A 16082-nucleotide genomic window follows, 5' to 3' on the forward strand; every position below is an offset into this window, starting at 1 on the left:
ATCTCGTCGCGCAATGACGTCATCGGGTCCGGGCGAGGAATCGCCCGGACCCTGAATGCTGGGAGGAATCAGACCCGTGGCGAGTGATACGCAGGGACGTGAGCAGGGCGCCAAGCGCCGTTCACGCCGGGACCCCGAAGGCCGCATGGCCCTCGGGGAGCATCTCGTCGAACTCCGCAACCGCCTGGTGATCTGCGCGATCACCGTGCTGCTGCTGTCGATCGTCGGCTGGCTCGTCTACGCACAGGTCTTCGAAGCCCTCAAGCGACCCTTCACGATCGCCGCCGATCAGGGCTTGCCCGCATCCCTCAATTTTCGAGGTGTCGGCACTGGTCTCAATGTCCGCCTGCAGATGTCCGCCTATGTCGGGCTGATCCTGTCCTCCCCGATGATCATGCTCCAGATCTGGCTGTTCGTGATGCCGGGTCTGCACAAGAGCGAACGCAAGTACGCGATCGGCTTCTTCGGTGCGGCGATCCCGCTGTTCTTCATCGGGTGCGCAGCCGGCTACTGGGCTGTCAACCAGCTGGTCCCGGTCCTTCTGAGCTTCACTCCTCAGACTGACCAGGTCGATCAGCTGATCGGCTATGACGAATACCTGAACCTTCTGGTGAAGACCATGCTCGCGTTCGGAATCGCGTTCGTCATCCCGGTCGTCATGGTCCTGCTGAACTTCCTCGGCATCGTCCGCGGCAAGACGATGCTCAAGGGCTGGCGCTGGATCATCTTCCTCAGCGTCCTGTTCACCGCGATCATGGTCCCGACTCCCGAGCCGATCACCCTGCTGGTGATGTCCGGAGCGATGGCGAGCCTCTTTTTCGGCGCCATCGTCATCGCGCTCATCCACGACCGCCGCAAGGGCGTGGACGAGGAGGACGAGCTCGACGACGACCAGGCGAGCAGCCTCGACGACGGCCCCTCCTCCCTCGACGAGGACGACGGCCGGTGAGCAGGCTCCGGGTCGGGCTGCTCTCCAACCCGACTGCGGCTCAGGGGACAGCACGACGGGTCGGTCGACAGGTCGGTGACCTGCTCCGACTCGCAGGGATCTCGGTGGTCGACCTCTCCGGCCCCTCCGCGCACGTGGCACGGGCCCGGGCGGAGGAGGTGCGGGACACCCTCACCGCCCTCGTGGTGGTCGGCGGCGACGGCACCGTCGCCCTCGGGGCGGATATCGTCGCCGGCAGTCCCGTCCGCCTGGGGATCGTCCCGGCCGGCAGCGGCAACGACCTCGCCCGGGCGCTCGGCCTGCCCCTGAACGACCCCGAGGCATCCACCCGGATCCTCCTGCATGCCCTCTCGCGCCCCGTGGTCACAGTCGACGCCATCGAGGTGGTCTCCACCGGGGAGCACGCCCTGCCTCACCGCTCCATCGCGCTGGGCAATGTGAACCTCGGCTTCGACGCGCTGGTCAACGCCCGTGCCAACAGCTCCCAGCACTCCCATACCGTGCGCTACAAGACCGCCGTCCTGCGGGAGCTGCCCGCCTTCAAGCCCTTCCCCTACTGGATCGAGGTCGACGGCGGCCCGCGCCAGGACCTCGACGCGTCGATCGTCACCATCAGCAACTCCGGGATCTTCGGCGGCGGGATGCGCATCGCGCCACAGGCCCGCCTCGACGACAGCTCGCTCGAGCTGATCACGCTCGAGAGGATCGGCCGCGCCGAGCTGCTGAGGTTCTTCCCGCGCGTCTTCCGCGGCACCCACACCTCCGTCCCCGGCTTCTCGATCAAACCGGTCCGCGAGGTGACGATCGGGCTGCGTCATGGACGCGCGCTGCGGGCCTATTCCGATGGGGAGGCCCGCACCCTGCTTCCGCTCACGGCCCGGATCCTGCCCGGCGCCGTGCGACTCCTCGCCGATCTCGCCCCGGAGGACGCTCCGTGACTTCACCCTCTGAGATGTACGCCCGCTGGGCCGCCGAGAAGGAGCTCGCCGCCTCCGAGCTCGGCGCCTTCACCGACCGCTACGAGTTCGCGCTCGACGACTTCCAGCTCTCCGGGTGCCGGGTGCTGGAGGGCGGCAGCTCCGTGCTCGTCGCCGCCCCGACCGGTGCCGGCAAGACCGTGGTCGGGGAGTTCGCCGTGCACCTGGCGATCGCCCGCGGGCGCAAGGTCTTCTACACCGCTCCCATCAAGGCGCTGTCGAACCAGAAGTTCGGCGAATTGGTGGACTGGCTCGGCCACGACCGGGTCGGCCTGCTGACCGGTGACACCTCGATCCGGCCCGATGCCGACGTCGTGGTCATGACCACCGAGGTCCTGCGCAACATGCTGTATGCCGGATCGTCCCTGCTCGAGGGTCTCGGGTTCGTGGTGATGGACGAGGTGCACTACCTGGCCGATCGCCTGCGCGGGCCTGTGTGGGAGGAGGTCATCATCCACCTCGACCGCTCCGTGCAGCTGGTGGCGCTCTCCGCGACGGTCTCCAACGCCGAGGAGTTCGGTGCCTGGCTGCAGGAGGTGCGCGGCGCCACCGAGATCGTCGTCTCCGAGACGAGGCCGGTGCCGCTGTGGCAGCACGTCGTCATCGGTGATGAGCTGATGGACCTCTTCGTCGACGCCGACGGGGAGGCCGTGGTCTCCCACGGTCCCGGCGTGCGCGGCGAGCGGCTGGTCAACCCGGAGATCGAGCGGATCACCACGTTCTCGCTCCCCGTCGACGAACGCTCCGGCGGCCCCCGGGGCCGGGCCCCCAGCGGCCGCAAGGGCACCCGGGGTCGGCACCGCCCGCGCGGCTCCGGCCAGCACAAGCCGCCGCACCTGCGCAAGGGCGGCGGGCGCGACGGGCACATGGGCGGCGGGCCGGGAACCGCTCGCGGGAGCGATCGCCAGAGCACGGTCCCGCGGCCGGCCCGTCGGCCCGAGGTGATCGAGATGCTCGACGACGCCGACCTGCTGCCGGCGATCATGTTCATCTTCTCCCGCGCCGGGTGCGAGGGAGCGGTGCAGCAGTGCACCCGCGCCCGGCTGCGGCTGACCGACGAGGCCGAGCGCCGCGAGATCCGCCGCGTGCTCGACGAGCGGCTGGAGAGCATCGATGTCGAGGACGAGGACGTCCTGGGGATCCCCGCCTTCCGCAGGGCCGTGCTCGACGGCTACGCCGCCCACCACGCCGGGATCCTGCCGCTGCTCAAGACGGTGGTCGAGGAGCTGTTCGCCCGCGGCCTGCTCAAGGCCGTCTTCGCGACGGAGACCCTCGCCCTGGGGATCAACATGCCGGCGCGCTCCGTGGTGCTCGAGAAGCTCGTGAAGTTCAACGGGGTCGACCACGCGGACCTCACACCGGGGGAGTTCACTCAGCTCACCGGGCGTGCGGGTCGCCGCGGCATCGATACCGAAGGACACGCGATCGTGGTCGCGGGCGGCCGCTTCGACGCCCACGCCGTCGGCGCCCTCGCATCCCGCCGCACCTACCCGCTGCGCTCCGCCTTCCGGCCCACGCCGAACATGGCGGTCAACCTCCTGGACCGCTTCGACCTGTCGCGGGCCCGCGAGACCCTCGAGACCAGCTTCGCCCAGTTCCAGACGGACCGCTCCGTCGTGGGCCTGGCCCGTCGAGCCCGGGAGCTCGAGGACACGGCAGAGTCCTATCGCGAGGCCGTCACCTGCGACCGCGGCGACCTGACCGAGTACGCGGAGCTCCAGGAGCGGATCACCGCGAGGGAGAAGACGCTCTCGCGGGCCCGTGCCGCCGCGGACGGCGACCGCACCCGTTCCGTGCTCGGATCACTGCGCCGCGGCGACGTGATCGCGCTGCCCGGGGGCAAGCGCCGCGGCTACGCCGCCGTGCTGGGTGTGGACCGCCACGTGCTCGGCGGGCCCCAGGTCGATCTGCTCGACACCGAGGGCCGGCGGCGCAGCTTGCGGCCCGGCGATGTCCCGTCCCCGCCCGCGGTCATCGACTCCCTCCGCCTGCCCAGCCAGGACTCGCTCGGCAGCGGCAAGGTGCGCAAGGACACCGCCGCCGCCCTGCGACGGGCCCTGTCCGGGCGCGACGATCCTCGGCGCGAGGTCCGCGCCCGCGTCGAGCGCACCCCGTCCACCGCTGCGGGCGACGACGAGCTGCAGCGGCTCCGGGCCGAGCTCGCAGCGCACCCGTGCGCGGACTGCCCGGAGCTCTCCTCCCACCTGCGCTGGGTGGGGCGCTGGCGCAAGGCCCGCCTCGATCTCGACGGCGTGCAGCGCCGCATCGAGGGCCGCACCAGCTCGCTGGCCCGTCAGTTCGACCGGCTCACCGACCTGCTGCGGGAGCTCGGCTACCTGGAGCGCGAGGGCGAGGAGCTCGTCCCCACCGCGAGCGGTCTGCGGCTGCGGCACCTGTTCAGCGATCGTGATCTGCTGATCGCGGAGTGCATCGAGCACGGGGCCTGGCAGGGGCTGGACCCCGCCGGCCTGGCCGCGATGGTCTCCGCCGCGGTCCATGAGGCCCGTCGCGACGATCGCGCCCCGGAGGTCATCCCGGACCCGGCGGTCGACGCCGCTCTGGCCGCGTCCGCCCGGATCGCCGCGGAGCTGCAGGTCGCCCAGACCCGCCATGGGATCGACGCCACCCCGCCCCCGGATCCGACGATCGCGGCGATCGTGCACCGTTGGGCCCGTGGGGACCACTTCGCCGCCGCCCTGAACGGGAGCGACCTGCCTCCCGGTGACTTCGTGCGCCATTGCCGGCAGGTCATCGATCTGCTCTCCCAGCTCACCGGTGACGAGCAGCTCGGTGCCGCGGCCCGGGCGGCGATCGCTGCCGTGCGCCGCGGACTGGTCGCCCAGGAGATCGATCGATGAGCTTTCTCCCAGGCAGGCACGACATCCTGGGGGACGTGACCGAGATCGACAGCGCCGCTCCGCCCCTCCAGCCAGCCCAGTCCGTGCTCTACACCGGCATCGTCCTCTACAGCAACCAGGACCCCGAGGCCTCGGCGATGCTCGTCTCCGGCGGCCTGATCGCCTGGACGGGCCCGGAGGACACCGCCCGGGTGATCCATGACGACGCGCAGATCGTCGATGCCACCGGCTGCCTGATCACCCCCGGATTCGTCGATGCGGCCGCCACCGCCGACGGCTCCGCGCCGGAACCCGGGACGGAGGCGGACGCCGCCGTCCACGGGATCGTGCTGCGCCTGCCCGGTCCGACGGGGGAGCGGGAGGGTGTGCGGATCATCGCCCCCGTGACCGAGGAGGCCGACTACCTCGACCTGGCCTCGGCAGGGATCCCGGTCGCGTTCGGCTCGGCCGGCGATCCCGACGCGGCCGATCCCTGGGACTGGGTGCGCGGCGCCACCCGACGGCCGCCCGTGGAGCACCGGATCAGCGATCGTGCCGCCTTCCTCGCGGCCTCCCGCGGAGGGCAGCGGGTCGCCGGTGCCCGCCATCCGGGCAGCCTGCAGACGGGCATCGAGGCGACCTTCGTGGTCTGGGAGCCCTGGGACCTCACCGTCCAGTCCCGCGCCGAACGCGTCGACTCCTGGTCCACGGACCCCCGCTCCCGCACCCCGCTGCTGCCGGATCTGGATCAGGGCACTCCGCGAGCACTGCGCACCGTGGTCGGGGGGCGGATCGTCCACGACCGGCTCGGGCAGGGGAGCGCATGACGCCACCGCCCCGGGACGAGTTCGATCCGACGCCCTGGCCCGTGGCGCTGATCGGCGGGGCCGCGGGCGGTCTCGCCGCGCTGGCCGCCTTCCCGCCGTACGGGATGTGGATGCTCCTGCCCGTGTCGCTCGCGCTCCTCTCGGCCTCCGTGCTCACGCGATCCGTGTGGGTCGCGGCGCTGGCCTCGCTCGCCTGGGGCGCCGCCTTCTTCATCCCGCTGACGGCCTGGGCGAACACCTATGCCGGCACGGCGCCCTGGATCGCCCTGGGCGTCTTCGAGGCGCTGTTCATCGTCCTCTTCGGCCTGCTGGCCCGCGTCGTGCTGATCCGTCGGGGGCTGTGCCCCACCTCGGCGCTCGTGGTCTCCGCGCTCTGGGTCGGGGTCGAGACGCTGCGCAGCCACGCCCCGTGGGGCGGGCTGCCCTGGGGCGCCTCCGCCTTCGCGCTCGGGGACTCCCCGCTGCTGAACCTCGGACCGTGGATCGGGATGGCCGGTCTCTCGTTCCTCGTCGCCTTCCTGGGACAGATGATCCTCCACGGCGCGCTGTCGCTGCTGGGACGACGCCACCGCGGCCTGACCGGGTTCGCCGGGGTCTGGCCCTTCGCCCTGACCGTCGGCGCGATCCTGGCCACGGTCGTGGTCCCGCACCCTGTCAACCGCGCCCCGCTCGACCGGCCCACGATGACCGTCGCCGGTATCCAGGGCTCGATGGAGAGGATCGACCCGGCCACCATGGTCATGCCGGACGACGTGTTCGAGAACCATCTCGCCGTCACCCGCTCCACGATCGACTCGGCCTCCCTCGAGGGCCGGCAGCTGGACCTCATCGTCTGGCCCGAGGATTCCACCGGGTATGACCCCCGGCAGGACCCGTGGATGGCGGACCAGCTGACCGCCGCCTCGGCCGACGCCGGGGCACCCGTCCTCATCGGCACGCAGGCTGCGGTCGGGGAGTCGGAACGGCTGAACCAGTCGGTGCTCTACACCCCCGACGGCTCCACGCCGTATGCCTACTCCAAGCGCCATCCGGTGCCCTTCGGCGAGTACATCCCGTACCGCGACTTCTTCCGGACGCTGTCCGACAAGGTCGATCTCGTCTCCCGGGACATGATCCCCGGCCAGGAGGTCGGAGTGATGGACATGGGTGAGCTCGGAGTGGGCGAGGACTCCGTCGGCGTGCTGATCTGCTTCGAGATCGCCTACGACAACCTGGTCACCGATGCCGTCGACTCCGGCGCCGAGGTGATCGTGGTCCAGTCCAACAACGCCCTGTTCGGCGATTCCCACGAGGCGATCCAGCAGCTCGCCGAGGCGAAGGTGATGGCGGTGGTCTCCGGCCGCAGCGTCGTCCACGTCTCCACCGTCGGCCAGTCCGCGATCTTCACCCCCGAGGGCCGGCAGCTGGACTTCGTGGATCACTGGGAGCAGGGTGCGGTCCTCGCCGACGTCCCGCTGCGCACGGGCATCACCCCGGCCGTCGCCGGTGGACCCTGGATCGCCGTGGGGATCTCGGCCCTCGGGCTCGTCGGCCTGCTGGCAGCCCTCTCCGGCCGACGGCGCGCCCTCGCCCCGACCCCCACCCGACGCCGCCCGAGGAGCTGACCGTGCGACCATCCACCGCCCCGCTGCCACCGACCCTCGTCGTGATCCCGACCTATGACGAGCGCGAGGCGCTGCCCGGCACGCTCGCCCGGCTCCGCACCGCCGTGCCGGCCGCCCATGTGCTCGTCGTCGACGACTCCTCACCCGACGGCACGGGGGACTGGGCCGACGACGTCGCCGCCCGGGACGAGAACGTCCACGTCCTGCACCGCGCGGGCAAGGAGGGCCTCGGGCCCGCCTACCTGGCCGGATTCGCCTGGGGTCTCGAGCGGGGCTACGAACAGCTCGTCGAGATGGACGCGGACGCCTCCCATCGTCCGGAGCAGCTGCCCTCCCTGCTCGAGGCCGTGCGGCGCGGGGCGGATCTGGCGATCGGGTCGCGCTGGATGCCCGGCGGCCACGTGCACGACTGGCCGCTGAGCCGACTGCTGCTCTCGCGCGGAGCGAACGTCTACGTGCGCGCAGCGCTCGGGCTCGGGGTCCGCGACGCGACCGCGGGCTTCCGGGTGTTCCGCGCCGAGCTGCTGCAGGGGCTCGTGCAGGGCGATGTCGCGTCCCAGGGGTACTGCTTCCAGGTCGACATGACGCGCCGGGCCCGGGCCGCGGGCGCCGTGATCAGCGAGGTGCCCATCGACTTCGACGAGCGCACCGAGGGCGCCAGCAAGATGTCCCCGCGCATCGTGCGCGAGGCGCTCGTGCTGGTCACGCTCTGGGGACTCTCACACCGTGTCCAGCAGGCTCTGACGCTCCTGCGTTAGTCTGGCTGGCCCCGAGAGCCACAGGAAGGGATCTCGTATGAGCACCGCACCGGGCACCGCCCCGCGCCCCACCGCAGGGACCTCCGGGTCCCCCCGCAGCAGCTCGCGCTGGGGCAGGCTCCTCCCTGTCGCGATCGTCGTGCTGGGCCTGCTCGAGCTCACGATCCTCGTGCTGATCGGCATCAACACCAGTCTGTGGTGGTCCGTGCTGATCATCGTCGTCGGGTGGGTGATCGGCGTGGCCCTGGTGGTCGCCGCCGGGCAGCAGTCCTTCGTGCGGCTCCGTTCCCTGGTCCGGGCCGTGCGTGGCCGCGGTGACATCCAGGACCACCTCTCGCGCCCCGCCTTCACGATGCTGTCGGCGCTGTGCTTCTTCTTCCCCGGGATCCTCACCGACCTCATCGGACTGATCCTGCTGGTGACTCCGGTGCAGCGGAAGTCGGTCGCGGCGATGGGTCTGGGCGGCGGTTCCGCTGGTGCGCGCAAGGTGCTCTACCGTCGCTCCGGGGAGGGCGTCATCGACGGGGAGATCATCCTGAACGCGCAGAAGCCGCCGCGCAGCGGGGATGACAGCACCCCGCCGACCATCTCGCAGGGCTGAGGGCCGCTCCCACCCGGCCTCGACGCACAGCCGGCGCAGACAGCACAGCGCCCCCGCTCCGCCATCACGGCAGGAACGGGGGCGCTGTGCTCTCGCCAGGGGCGAGGACCGTCTCAGAGGTTGCGGCGCTGGTGCAGCTTGCCGGCCCGCAGGAGCGCGAGACGCTGGTCGAGGAGCACCTGCAGGTCCTCCTCGCTGCGACGCTCGAGCAGCATGTCCCAGTGGGTGCGGACGGGCTTGCCGGGCTTCAGCTCGGGCCGCTCATGGTCACGCAGCAGCGCGGAGGCGCCGCAGCGGCACTCCCAGACGGCCGGGACATCCGCCTCGACCGAGAAGGGGAGGACGATGGTGTGGCCGTTGGGGCAGTCGTAGACCGACTCCTGACGGGGTGCGGCGAGGACGCCTTCGTCGGTCTCCATGGAGAGGGAGCCCAGTCGGGTGCCTCGGAGGCTGCGGCTGTTCATGCGGTTCTCGCTTCCTGCCGGGGGATGGTGGGCGGGCGGGATCCCGCCCGATGAGGTCTATGGGGTGACAACGCCCGAGGGCCCGGAAATGTTCCGCGGCGTCGAGAAGCGCTCACTGGCCGTCGATCAGCTCGGAGAGCAGATCGACACGATTGGTGATAATACCATCCACCCCGTTGACCAGGAGATTCCGCATGGTCACGGGGTCGTCGACGGTCCACACATGCACCTCGCAGCCCGCCCGATGAGCGGCGGCGACGTTGGCCGCGGTGACGATGGGGAGTCCCTGGTAGCTCTCGGGCACCTGGAGCGCCGCATAGGGGGCCAGGATCCGTCGGATGAGCGCATCCGGGGCCTCGGCGGCCCGCGCGGCCAGGAAGGACGCGATGACGGGGCGCGCCGGACTGCGCACCGGCAGGATCCCGGTGGCCGCCTGCACGGTCCGCACGGTGCGGCGCACGACGGCGTGGTCGAAGCCGGCGATGCAGACGCGGTCGGCGCTGCGCGTGCGGGCGATCGCCGCGACGGCCGGTCCGATCGCCGAGGCCGCCTTGACATCGATGTTGACCGGCACGTCCGGGAAGGTGCCGAGCACGTCCTCGAGCATCGCGAGTGGTTCGTCCCCGGTCAGCCGGATCGCCCCCGCCTGGGCCGCGGTGAGCTCGTCGATCCGTCGCGGGTCCCCGGCGAGACGTACCAGGTCCTCGTCGTGCACGGCCAGGGCCAGTCCGTCGGAGGTGGCGTGGGTATCGGTCTCGAGCATGTCCGCGCCCGCGCCCAGGGCGGCCTCGAAGGCGCGCAGGGTGTTCTCGGCGACGTCGAGCGCGAGACCGCGATGGGCGATGCGACGCGGGCGGGGGCCGGGCAGGAACCGGGACCCGGGGACCGACCCGTGCTCACGGCTCCCAGTGGTCGATGAGCGCATCTTCTTCCTCCTCGTCCTGACCGCGCTGTCGGGCACGCACGGCCCGGCGCGGTCGATGATCAGTGGTCGTGCTGGGTGTCGTGGTGGGATCCTCGGCGCGTCCGTCGGCAGGTCCATCGGCGGGTCCGTCGTCGGCCGGTTCCTCGTCCATCTCCTCGAGGTCCAGGATCGTGCGACGGGTGCGATAGATTAGCGCCGCCGGGAAGAACAGGGCGAAGATCCACCACTGGAACGCATAGGAGAGGTGCGGGCCGAGCCCGGTCTCGGGATCCGGCAGCGCCGCAGGCCGCGGGCCGGCGGGGGCTTCCGCGTCGAGGTCCCCGTACGCCCCGTGGAACATGGTCCCGTCATGCTCCGGCAGCAGCGAGTCGATCTGCGGCGGGTTCACGGAGTGGACCTGGCCCGGAGGGATCCTGCGGTCCAGCGTCGGCTCCGCAGGCCTCAGGCGCACGACGATGTCCAGGTCGCCCTCGGGGACCGGCGGCGCGGCGACCGGCTCGGAGACATCGCCCTGGGAGCTCACCCAGCCGCGTACGACGAGCAGGGTCGAGCCGTCGTCGGTCCGGAAGGGCACCAGCTGCCAGAAGCCGACCTGGCCGTCGAGCTGGCGGTTGCGCACGTACAGCACGCACTGCGCATCGGTGCAGTAGCTGCCGTGGAGGGACACCGGGGTCCAGTCGTCCTCGGGGGCGAGCGTCGACCCGGGGGTGGGGAGGACGCTCTGCAGGGTCACCGGCTCCGCGTCGAAGTTCGCGTGGATGACGGCGGCGACATCGCGTTTGTGCTCGAAGCGTCCGAACTGCCAGAGCCCGAGGCCGACGCAGAGCGCGGAGGCGAGCAGGACGCCGAGCAGCGCGAGCAGGGTCTCACGGCTGAGGAGAACGCGCCGGAGGGTGGAGCTGCGGGTCATCGACGGACCGGCTCGCCCGTCGCGCTCCCGGCGGCAGAGATCGACACGTCGTGGGATCCGGGGTCCATGAACCCGGCGGATCCGGCGATCCTGCCCGGGAGGTCCTCGATCGCGAAGTCGACCAGCAGCACGAACATCACCGCGGTCAGGGCGGCCAGCACGAAGCCGAGGGCGGTCACGGCGATCGTGACGCCCAGGCGGAGCTGCGGGCGGTCCTTGATCGGCTTCGCCGGTGGGAACCCGTAGTCCTCGTCCTGGAGATGGTTATCGGACCACATGCCGGGGTTGATCACGGAGACGGGGTAGGTCTCCACCCGTTCCCGGGGTCGGGCGCCGCTGGCCGGGACATCCTCGGAGTCCAGCAGCGGCGACGCGTCCGTCCCGTCGGCGGCCTCCGGCACCCAGAGACGCCACCCGGCCGGGATCGGACCCCAGGTGTACTGGGGTCGGAAGTCCGCCGGCGGGTTCCATCCGTCGTGCGGCGGTTCCGGCCAGTTCGGCGGCGGGTTGAAACGCTGGGTCACGCAGGGACGTCCCAGGTGTACACATCGACGTAGTTGTCGTACTGGAGCGTGTTGCCGCCGGCACGCACGAAGTCGTAGAGGAGCACGATGGTGTAGCTCTCGCCCTCCGTGAACTCGTAGTTCGTGTCGTAGTCGCGCCCCGAAGCCTCGAGCCCGTAGCCCTCCGAGGAATCATCCACGGCGCCGCCGTACGGGGTCATCACCTGGAAGAAGTAGGACGGGAACGCCATCTGGCCCTCGGTGACGGTCATCTCGGCGGTCACGACGAGGTACTCGCCGTTCTTCGCCGGCTCGACGGTGCCGCCGTAGCTGCTGGGGAGGTCCTCGGCCTTCTTCCACTCCATCTGGACGGCGAGGCTCCCGGAGCCGTTCTCGCCGACGATGTCCTTCGCCTCGGCGTCATCACCGATCACGGGCAGGTCGGTCGTCGGATCCGGGGAGGCCGGCTCCTCGGAGTCGGACGTGGCCTCCTCCTCGGGAGTCGTCTCCTCCTGGGTGGTGGTCTTCCCGCCACCGCCGGCGGTCTCGGGGCCGTCACGGAACAGGTAGATGCCGCCGGCGATCGCGACGATCAGGGCGACGACCAGGAACAGCACGATGCAGCCGACCCACCAGAACCGGGCGATCGCCCCCTTCTTGGGCGCCTCCCCGGTGGCGGTGGCGGCGGTCCACTCCGAGCCGGAGCTCGGGCTTCCCGCCATCGAGTTCGCGGACTCCTGGCCGAAGGCGGGGGACGCCGGGTAGTCGGATCCCGCGGGGGTGCCGTAGCCCTGATGCTGCTGGTCGTAGCCCGCAGCAGGTGCCGCCGGCGCGGAGGTCGGAGACCCCTGCTGCGGGGCAGCCGCCTCGTACGGTTCGGCAGTCCCGTACGGCTCTGCTCCCTCCGCCGGCTCCGCCGTCTCGTACGGGGCCTGCTGGGCCAGATCGGCCTCGAGGTCCGGTCCCGGGTACTCATCGGTCGCCGGAGCCGCGGCGTCCTGCGGGGAGGGGTCCGGCCCCGGTGCGTCCGCCGAAGCTTCTGCCTCCTCGGACGGCGACGTCACAGCCTGCTCGTCCGCCGGAGCGGAGGACACCACGGTCCCGGCCTCGGAGTCATCGGCGTTCGCAGAATTCTCGGGGTTCTCGGGGTTCGCGGCGTCCTGGGACGGGAGGTCGGCGTCGGCCACCTCGTCCTGGATCCAGAAGTTCCAGCCCTCCGGTGCGGGACCCCACGACGGGTCCGGCTGCCAGCCCGGGGGCGGGCTCCACGCAGCGTCGTCGATCGGCCAGTTCGGCGGAGGATTGAAGCGGTAAGCCATCTGGATAGCACCTTCCGAGGCTGAAGTTCGTGACCGGGCTTCCCCCCAAGGATCCCGACGTGGTCTCGCCCCGTATCGTAGAGCACTCAGGCCTTCCGAGACTGCATGACGCACCTCGTGGGCCGACCCCAGCCGAACAGTTCTCAGCAATCCCGCAAGGAGCCCAGATGTCCGACGCCATCACCGAGCCGCGCAGTGTCCTGATCACGGGAGGCAGCCGGGGAATCGGCTACGCCATCGCCGAGGAGTTCCTGCGCCGGGGCGACAAGGTCGCCGTGACCAGCCGCTCCGGGCAGGGCGGGCCCGAGGGAGCGCTCACCGTCGCGGCGGAGGTCACCTCCGGCGAGAGCCTCGACGCCGCCGTCAAGGCCGCCGAGGAGGCTCACGGGCCGATCGAGGTGCTCGTCGCCAATGCCGGGGTCACCGACGACCAGCTGCTGCTGCGGATGAGCGACGAGTCCTTCGAGACCGTCCTGGACACGAACCTCACGGGGTCCTTCCGCACGGTCAAGCGGGTCATCAAGTCCATGATGCGCCGGAAGAAGGGGCGCATCGTGCTGATCGGTTCGGTCGTCGGCCTCTACGGGTCGCCCGGTCAGGTCAACTACGCGGCCTCGAAGGCCGGACTGCTCGGCATCGCGCGGGCGATCACTCGGGAGCTGGGGTCGCGCGGTATCACCGCGAACGTCGTCGCGCCCGGCTACATCGACACGGAGATGACGGCAGCGCTGGCAGAGGACGTGCAGGCCTCCTACAAGAAGTCGATCCCGGCCGGCCGCTTCGCCGACCCCTCGGAGGTGGCCCGGGTGGTGGCCTTCATCGCGAGCGACGACGCGTCCTACATCTCCGGCGCCGTGATCCCCGTCGACGGCGGCCTCGGCATGGGACACTGATCCGGATCCTCGGTCCGAGGACCGCACCCCACCGACATCCCACACCGAAGGCGTGAACGTACCCCCATGTCATCTTCCGACCCCGCCAGTCGTCTCCTGCTGCTGATGCGTCACGGCAAGGCGGACGCCGGCTCCGGTCAGCCGGACCACGAGCGTCCCCTCGCCGAGCGCGGGCTCACCCAGGCACGGCTGGTGGGGGAGTACCTCGCCTCCCAGAACGTGCACCTGGCACGGGTCCTCGTCTCCGACGCGGTGCGGACCACGCAGACCTGGCAGGCCGTCCTCTCGCAGATGCCGGGCTTCGACGGCACCGTGTCCTTCGAGGACGAGATCTACCTCGGCGGGGTCGGCGAGGTCGTGAACCTCCTGCACGAGGTCGACGACGAGCACGGCGCCGTGATGGTCATCGGCCACGAGCCGACGATGGCTTCGCTCATGGCGCTGCTCGGGGACGACGACTCCGACCCCGGATCCGTCGCCCAGGCGCGGCTGGGCATGCCCACCGGCGGCATGGGAGTGCTCTCGGGACGCCTCGAGCACTGGTCGGACCTCACAGAGGACTCCCTCACGCTGCACACCATCGTGCGCCCCTGAACTGAACTGAGCTCAGCGGGCCGTCGCGAGCAGGTGCGGCCAGGCGTCCAGCAGGGACTCCCCGTCGAGGACCACGTCGGCCACCTCGCGCAGGGCCGGCTTCGCCCGGAAGGCGATCCCGGTCCCCGCGGCCCGCAGCATCTCGCGATCGTTGGCCCCGTCGCCCATGGCGACGATCCGCGTGGCGGGGACGTCATAGACGGTCGCCAGGTGCTCGAGCATGCGCCGCTTGGCGACGCCGTCGATGATCGGACCCGACACCTTCCCGGTGAACCGTCCGTCCACGATCTCGAAGCGGTTCGCGAGCACATGATCGATGCCGCTGCTCGCGGCCAGCTCGTCGATCACCTCGTGGAACCCTCCGGAGACGAGGGCCGTCATCCAGCCGTCGGCCTTCGCACGGCGCACCAGCTCGAACACGCCCGGCGTCGGCACGAGCACCTGGCGCACCTGCTCCAGCACCGACTCGTCGAGCCCTTCGAGCAGCGCGACCCGGGCGCGCAGCGACTGCGCGAAATCGAGCTCCCCGCGCATCGCGGCCGTGGTGATCGCCTCGACCTGATCACGCACCCCGGCATGCTCGGCGACGAGCTCGATGACCTCCTGGGTCAGGAAGGTCGAATCGACGTCGGAGATCAGCAGCCCGGTGACGGCCGGGCTGTCGGATGCTACGGCGGTCACGGCTCGAGGACCGTGCCCTTGCCGATCACGGTGATCCCGGAGTCCGTGACCACGAAGCCCCGGGCCCGGTCCTTCGCGGCGTCCAGGCCGATCTGGGTGCGCGGCGGCACCACGACGCCCTTGTCGATGATCGCGCGGTGGATCTGGCAGTGACGGCCGATGGACACGCCGTCCATGATCACCGAGTCCGAGATGCTGGACCAGGAGTTCATCCGCACCCCGGGGGAGACCACCGAGTTCGACACCTGGGCCCCGGAGATGACCACTCCGGGCGAGATCAGGGAATCCACTGCTGTGCCCACACGGCCCGGGCCGGCGTGCACGAACTTCGCGGGCGGCTCGTTGCGGTGGCCGGTGTAGGTGGGCCAGTCGTAGTTGTAGAGGTTGAACACGGGGTGGATCGAGATCAGATCCATGTGCGCCTCGTAGAACGCGTCCAGCGTGCCGACGTCGCGCCAGTAGTCGCGGTCGCGGTCGGTGGAGCCGGGCACGACGTTGTGGATGAAGTCGTAGACGCCGGCGGAGTCCTGCTCGACGAAGTAGGGGACGATGTCGCCGCCCATGTCGTGCTTGCTCTCGTCGTCCTCGGCGTCACGCGTGACGGCCTCCATGAGGGCGTCGGCGGTGAAGACGTAGTTGCCCATCGACGCGAGGATGGAGCCGGGATCGTCCGCGAGCCCCTCGGTCGTCGTCGGCTTCTCGACGAAGGCCTTGATCGTGGTGGGGTCCGACGGATCCGTCTCGATCACGCCGAACTGGTCGGACTGCTCGATCGGCTGGCGGATCGCGGCGACCGTGCAGGCCTTGCCGGATTCGATGTGCGCATCGACCATCTGGGAGAAGTCCATGCGGTAGACATTGTCGGCGCCGACGACGACCACGTACTCCGGCTTCTCGTCATGGATGAGGTTCATCGACTGGTAGATCGCGTCCGCAGAGCCGCGGAACCAGTGCTTGCCCATGCGCTGCTGGGCGGGCACCGGGGCGACGTAGTTGCCCAGGAGCGAGCTCATGCGCCAGGTCTGCGCGATGTGCTTGTCCAGCGAGTGCGACTTGTACTGGGTCAGGACGACCATCCGGAGATAGCCGGAGTTCGCGATGTTCGACAGCGCGAAGTCGATGAGGCGGTAGATCCCCCCGAACGGCACAGCGGGCTTGGCCCGGTCGAGGGTCAGCGGCATCAGCCGCTTCCCCTCACCGCCGGCGAGGACGATGGCGAGGACCTTTTTGGACGACATAA

The 16082-nt window shown here is 70.7% G+C and carries 16 protein-coding genes; 9 read left to right on the top strand and 7 right to left on the bottom strand.

The features are described from left to right. Positions 1-76 precede the first annotated feature (76 nt). From tatC to ACT3T5_RS04930, 7 genes are read left to right on the top strand one after another with little or no spacing between them, the layout of a single operon-like run. A complete protein-coding gene (gene tatC / locus ACT3T5_RS04900) occupies positions 77-949 on the top strand; it encodes a twin-arginine translocase subunit TatC (protein ID WP_444576863.1) in 873 nt (290 codons plus the stop codon). Next, entirely contained in the window at positions 946-1887 is a 942-nt protein-coding gene (locus tag ACT3T5_RS04905; RefSeq protein WP_444576862.1) for a diacylglycerol/lipid kinase family protein, read from the top strand. The genes tatC and ACT3T5_RS04905 overlap by 4 nt, the downstream gene beginning before the upstream one ends. Beyond that, positions 1884-4784 carry a DEAD/DEAH box helicase gene (locus tag ACT3T5_RS04910; RefSeq protein ID WP_444576861.1) on the top strand — a complete coding sequence of 967 codons (2901 nt, stop codon included), beginning with the start codon at positions 1884-1886 and terminating at the stop codon, positions 4782-4784. The genes ACT3T5_RS04905 and ACT3T5_RS04910 overlap by 4 nt, the downstream gene beginning before the upstream one ends. After that, entirely contained in the window at positions 4781-5590 is an 810-nt protein-coding gene (locus ACT3T5_RS04915; RefSeq protein ID WP_444576860.1) for a hypothetical protein, read from the top strand. Before ACT3T5_RS04910 ends, ACT3T5_RS04915 begins: the two co-directional genes overlap by 4 nt. Continuing rightward, entirely contained in the window at positions 5587-7194 is a 1608-nt protein-coding gene (lnt, locus tag ACT3T5_RS04920) for an apolipoprotein N-acyltransferase (protein ID WP_444593736.1), read from the top strand. The genes ACT3T5_RS04915 and lnt overlap by 4 nt, the downstream gene beginning before the upstream one ends. A gap of 2 nt (positions 7195-7196) precedes the next feature. After that, positions 7197-7952: a polyprenol monophosphomannose synthase gene (locus tag ACT3T5_RS04925; protein WP_444576858.1), complete on the top strand. Its 756-nt coding sequence runs from the start codon at positions 7197-7199 to the stop codon at positions 7950-7952. A 37-nt stretch (positions 7953-7989) separates the two neighbouring features. After that, on the top strand, positions 7990-8553 hold the full coding sequence (locus tag ACT3T5_RS04930; protein WP_444576857.1) for an FxsA family protein: 564 nt from the start codon (positions 7990-7992) through the stop codon (positions 8551-8553). Positions 8554-8666: 113 nt separating this feature from the next. On the opposite strand, the gene ACT3T5_RS04935 is transcribed toward ACT3T5_RS04930, so the two are convergent. The 5 genes from ACT3T5_RS04935 to ACT3T5_RS04955 form a co-directional block, all read right to left on the bottom strand. Continuing rightward, complete coding sequence (locus ACT3T5_RS04935) at positions 8667-9017, bottom strand: RNA polymerase-binding protein RbpA (RefSeq protein WP_444576856.1); 351 nt, start codon at positions 9015-9017, stop codon at positions 8667-8669. A gap of 112 nt (positions 9018-9129) precedes the next feature. Next, positions 9130-9942, bottom strand: a complete 813-nt coding sequence (locus ACT3T5_RS04940; RefSeq protein WP_444576855.1) for a glycerophosphodiester phosphodiesterase family protein — start codon at positions 9940-9942, stop codon at positions 9130-9132. After that, positions 9914-10852, bottom strand: coding sequence for an SURF1 family cytochrome oxidase biogenesis protein (locus ACT3T5_RS04945; protein WP_444576854.1), 939 nt, complete (start codon positions 10850-10852; stop codon positions 9914-9916). Before ACT3T5_RS04945 ends, ACT3T5_RS04940 begins: the two co-directional genes overlap by 29 nt. Continuing rightward, positions 10849-11376, bottom strand: coding sequence for a hypothetical protein (locus tag ACT3T5_RS04950; RefSeq protein ID WP_444576853.1), 528 nt, complete (start codon positions 11374-11376; stop codon positions 10849-10851). Before ACT3T5_RS04950 ends, ACT3T5_RS04945 begins: the two co-directional genes overlap by 4 nt. Continuing rightward, positions 11373-12674, bottom strand: coding sequence for a hypothetical protein (locus ACT3T5_RS04955; protein ID WP_444593737.1), 1302 nt, complete (start codon positions 12672-12674; stop codon positions 11373-11375). The genes ACT3T5_RS04950 and ACT3T5_RS04955 overlap by 4 nt, the downstream gene beginning before the upstream one ends. A 167-nt stretch (positions 12675-12841) precedes the next feature. On the opposite strand from ACT3T5_RS04955, the gene fabG reads away from it, so the two are divergent. Both fabG and sixA read left to right on the top strand, forming a co-directional pair. Next, the gene (fabG, locus tag ACT3T5_RS04960; RefSeq protein ID WP_444576851.1) at positions 12842-13567 is read left to right on the top strand and encodes a 3-oxoacyl-ACP reductase FabG; all 726 of its coding nucleotides are present in this window, start codon (positions 12842-12844) and stop codon (positions 13565-13567) included. 66 nt (positions 13568-13633) lie between these two features. Beyond that, entirely contained in the window at positions 13634-14161 is a 528-nt protein-coding gene (gene sixA / locus ACT3T5_RS04965; protein WP_444576850.1) for a phosphohistidine phosphatase SixA, read from the top strand. 12 nt (positions 14162-14173) lie between these two features. Here the strand turns inward: sixA and serB are convergent, their stop codons facing one another. Next, positions 14174-14842 (bottom strand): phosphoserine phosphatase SerB, encoded by a 669-nt coding sequence (gene serB / locus ACT3T5_RS04970; protein WP_444593738.1) that lies wholly within the window; start codon positions 14840-14842, stop codon positions 14174-14176. Beyond that, the gene (gene glgC / locus ACT3T5_RS04975) at positions 14839-16080 is read right to left on the bottom strand and encodes a glucose-1-phosphate adenylyltransferase (protein ID WP_444576848.1); all 1242 of its coding nucleotides are present in this window, start codon (positions 16078-16080) and stop codon (positions 14839-14841) included. The genes serB and glgC overlap by 4 nt, the downstream gene beginning before the upstream one ends. Between the last annotated feature and the right edge of the window lie 2 nt (positions 16081-16082).

Origin of the sequence: Brachybacterium sp. AOP3-A1-3, assembly GCF_052378285.1 — a bacterium.
GTDB lineage: Bacteria > Actinomycetota > Actinomycetes > Actinomycetales > Dermabacteraceae > Brachybacterium.

Bases quoted from the DNA above. Each gene is read 5' to 3' on its own strand.
- ACT3T5_RS04915 (WP_444576860.1), top strand. From the start codon at position 4,781: ATGAGCTTTCTCCCAGGCAGGCACGACATCCTGGGGGACGTGACCGAG.
- lnt (WP_444593736.1), top strand. From the start codon at position 5,587: ATGACGCCACCGCCCCGGGACGAGTTCGATCCGACGCCCTGGCCCGTG.
- ACT3T5_RS04930 (WP_444576857.1), top strand. From the start codon at position 7,990: ATGAGCACCGCACCGGGCACCGCCCCGCGCCCCACCGCAGGGACCTCC.
- ACT3T5_RS04935 (WP_444576856.1), bottom strand. From the start codon at position 9,017: ATGAACAGCCGCAGCCTCCGAGGCACCCGACTGGGCTCCCTCTCCATG.
- ACT3T5_RS04940 (WP_444576855.1), bottom strand. From the start codon at position 9,942: ATGCGCTCATCGACCACTGGGAGCCGTGAGCACGGGTCGGTCCCCGGG.
- ACT3T5_RS04945 (WP_444576854.1), bottom strand. From the start codon at position 10,852: ATGACCCGCAGCTCCACCCTCCGGCGCGTTCTCCTCAGCCGTGAGACC.
- ACT3T5_RS04955 (WP_444593737.1), bottom strand. From the start codon at position 12,674: ATGGCTTACCGCTTCAATCCTCCGCCGAACTGGCCGATCGACGACGCT.
- fabG (WP_444576851.1), top strand. From the start codon at position 12,842: ATGTCCGACGCCATCACCGAGCCGCGCAGTGTCCTGATCACGGGAGGC.
- sixA (WP_444576850.1), top strand. From the start codon at position 13,634: ATGTCATCTTCCGACCCCGCCAGTCGTCTCCTGCTGCTGATGCGTCAC.
- glgC (WP_444576848.1), bottom strand. From the start codon at position 16,080: ATGTCGTCCAAAAAGGTCCTCGCCATCGTCCTCGCCGGCGGTGAGGGG.